The 2760-nt window shown below is 43.4% G+C and carries 1 protein-coding gene and 1 pseudogene; both read right to left on the minus strand.

All coding sequences use genetic code 11. The annotated features are described in order from the left end of the window. Positions 1-230: 230 nt before the first annotated feature. Positions 231-2054 carry a reverse transcriptase/maturase family protein gene (locus HPS54_RS12725; protein WP_005680466.1) on the minus strand — a complete coding sequence of 608 codons (1824 nt, stop codon included), beginning with the start codon at positions 2052-2054 and terminating at the stop codon, positions 231-233. 580 nt (positions 2055-2634) lie between these two features. Next, positions 2635-2760 (minus strand): annotated as a pseudogene (locus HPS54_RS12730) (TraG/VirB4 family ATPase); the annotation flags it as partial.

Below are 2760 nucleotides of genomic sequence, written 5' to 3' on the forward strand. Positions count from 1 at the left end.
TGTTTTTTAGTTATTCCTTGTTTCTCCGCCTTTCGGCAAGCTGCCGGATGGCGGCTTCGATGTCGTCGCCCAGCTTCTCCGCCAGACGGTAAACCTCCACTTTTTCCGTTTCCTCGGTGGTGTACGCGTAGGCTAAGCACCCAGCGCCTTGTCATATTTCTATGGTAGGTTTCCGAGTACTCGCCTCCGAACCGGACTTACAAGTCTCCCTGTATCCGGCTCTCCACTAATTAATTCAGTCTGATTCTTCGGTCGGGGTCTATTTTTGCATGACACTTTGAGCAGACAGCCAAAGTTTTTCGTCTTCGAGCTATCATTTTCTTTTCCCAGTCGGATTTACCTTTCAGGTCTTTAAGTTTGCGAACGTGATGCATTTCGAGTTTATCGGTAGCACCGCATAATTCGCAAACTTGGAGCTTCAGCCTTTCCATAAGGCTGTTACGTCCACCTGTTATGGAAACTGTCCGTGGAATAGTGTCACAGTAAATATTCCCTGCAACCTTTTTGCGTTTGAAACCATCATGATAAAATGATTGGTAAAGTGTCTTACCCTTGCTATTTTCATATGCCACTTGGAAAACCTTGTTCTTTTTATATTTCAGAAGTATTTTCTTTACAGATGATTTGTATTTGTTCGCAAATACCTTATACATGCTGTATGACATAATGTGATAGAAAGAATTGATGACATAGCTGTTATTGGCTATTGAGTAGTAATTATAGAACCCTCGGATTTCGGCATTGAACTGACTGACTATTTCCAAGTCATCCAAGTTCAGCATGTACGTTCTGACGATGGATTTCCAAACCTCTTTGCCATTGACGACCGCGATTCTTGCGGCTTTATAATCAAAGAGTTTCTTCCGCATCGTTTCAAAATTCAGGTACAATACAGGCTTGTGTCCGAATGCACGAACCGTTTTACCGTACTTATCCTTACGTAAATCGTTACACCTACGTATAAATACGTCATATCCGAGAAATTTCGCTGGTTTCTGCGCATTGGTTATCAGTGTCTTTTCGTCTGACAGTTCCAGTTTAAGAGCTTCATTCAAATAATTCTTAATATCCTCTTTTACTGTTTTGCAGTCTTCAAGATTACCGGTAATTCCAATCAGAAAGTCATCTGCGTATCTCACGTATTTTAACCGTTTGATACTGCTGTCCATTTCATTACGTGCCGGATAGTTGTTCCGTTCTTCTCGTAGCCGCTTAATTTCGGCGGTCATCTGTTTCCTTACCTTTACATCTTTCTCATTCTTTAGTTTCTTTGCCAGTCGGTATCTTCGCTGTTCGTAGAGCTTGTATCGAGCGTCGCCTTTTCTTGTTACCCCTTTATTGAACCGATTGATGTATTCCTTGATGTACTTGTCGAACTTGTCAAGGTAGATGTTAGCCAGTATTGGGCTGATAATCCCGCCTTGCGGAGTTCCACTGTACGTTCTATGAAATACCCAGTCTTCCACATATCCGGCATTCAGGAATTTTCTGATAAGCCGCAAAAATCTCTCGTCGGCGATACGTTCCCGAAGAATATTAATCAGTACGTCATGATTGATATTGTCGAAGAATCCTTTAATATCGCCTTCAATAAACCATTTCACGGCAGTGAATGTCTTTTGTATATCTATAAGAGCAGTATGACAACTTCGTTTGGGACGAAACCCATGTGAAGTATGTTCAAAACTACCTTCATAGATTGCTTCAAGTATCATTCTGACTACTTCCTGTACCAGCTTATCATCAAAAGAGGGTATGCCAAGCGGACGTTTTTTCCCGTTTTTCTTAGGTATGTACGTCCTTTTGGACGGATTAGGCTGATAAGTCTCATTTTTAAGACTGCCAATCAGTTGTTCAACTCGGTCAATACTCATTCCGTCAATGGTTTTACCATCGGCTCCTGCCGTCATGTTGCCTGTCTTGCTGTAAATATTCTGATAGGCTACATAAAACATTTCCTCGTTAAACAGCACTCTATACAGCCGCTCAAACTTATAGTTCAAGTTACCGCTGTGTTTACTCAGACTGTTCAACACATTTTCTGGATTTCTCATGTCTCTCACATCTTCCTTTAAATTGTTAAACTTAATTAGCTGCTCCCCTTCGCCATGTACAGGGCGTTACCCTGCTCAGACTACTATGGAAGCTCCGTTGCCATGCCGGATATTCAGGGGCAGACCCCATAGCCCTACAACTGGCTTTCCGGTTTAGGCAATCCCCGTTTAGAAATTTGACGACTATTTGGCTCGATAGATTGTCGGATACGACTTTCGTCCTTTACTACTTATGGTAGTTGCCTTGCGGTAAGTTTATGCTACTCCTGCTACGTGTCATCAGTGTAGTACCGCAACATAACGGTATAATTCCGAAGAATTATTCAACTGTCTTCCGTCATTGCCCAAGGATACGACTGCTCGGACTATCGTTCAACCAATGCAGGCTTTATCCTCATATCTATCATTTTAACTTGCCATTCGGTCGCAGCCTGACAGTTGGCTGACTTATGGCTTTACCAACGTGCTATGTTCCCTTGTGGGGTTTTCCCCTCCGGTTAGCGGTTGTTAATGGGCATTTTAAACACTTGCCCAGTCGCTTGCCAAAGCGACATTCGTCAAATTCCCTTTACGGGCGCACCAGATACTCTTCCGCGCTGACCTCCGTGGCATAGACCGCCGACTGCGTGCCGCCCAAGCCTATCCACACCTCCTTGTAGAGCCGTGAAGGGTTGTTCGCCATGTTGATGGAGAGTATCTGCGACTT

The sequence above is a fragment of the Xylanibacter caecicola genome (assembly GCF_013166515.1).
In the GTDB taxonomy this organism is placed as follows: domain Bacteria; phylum Bacteroidota; class Bacteroidia; order Bacteroidales; family Bacteroidaceae; genus Prevotella; species Prevotella caecicola.

Excerpts from the sequence above, each read along its gene's own strand:
- HPS54_RS12725 (WP_005680466.1), bottom strand. The coding sequence starts at position 2,054 with ATGAGAAATCCAGAAAATGTGTTGAACAGTCTGAGTAAACACAGCGGT.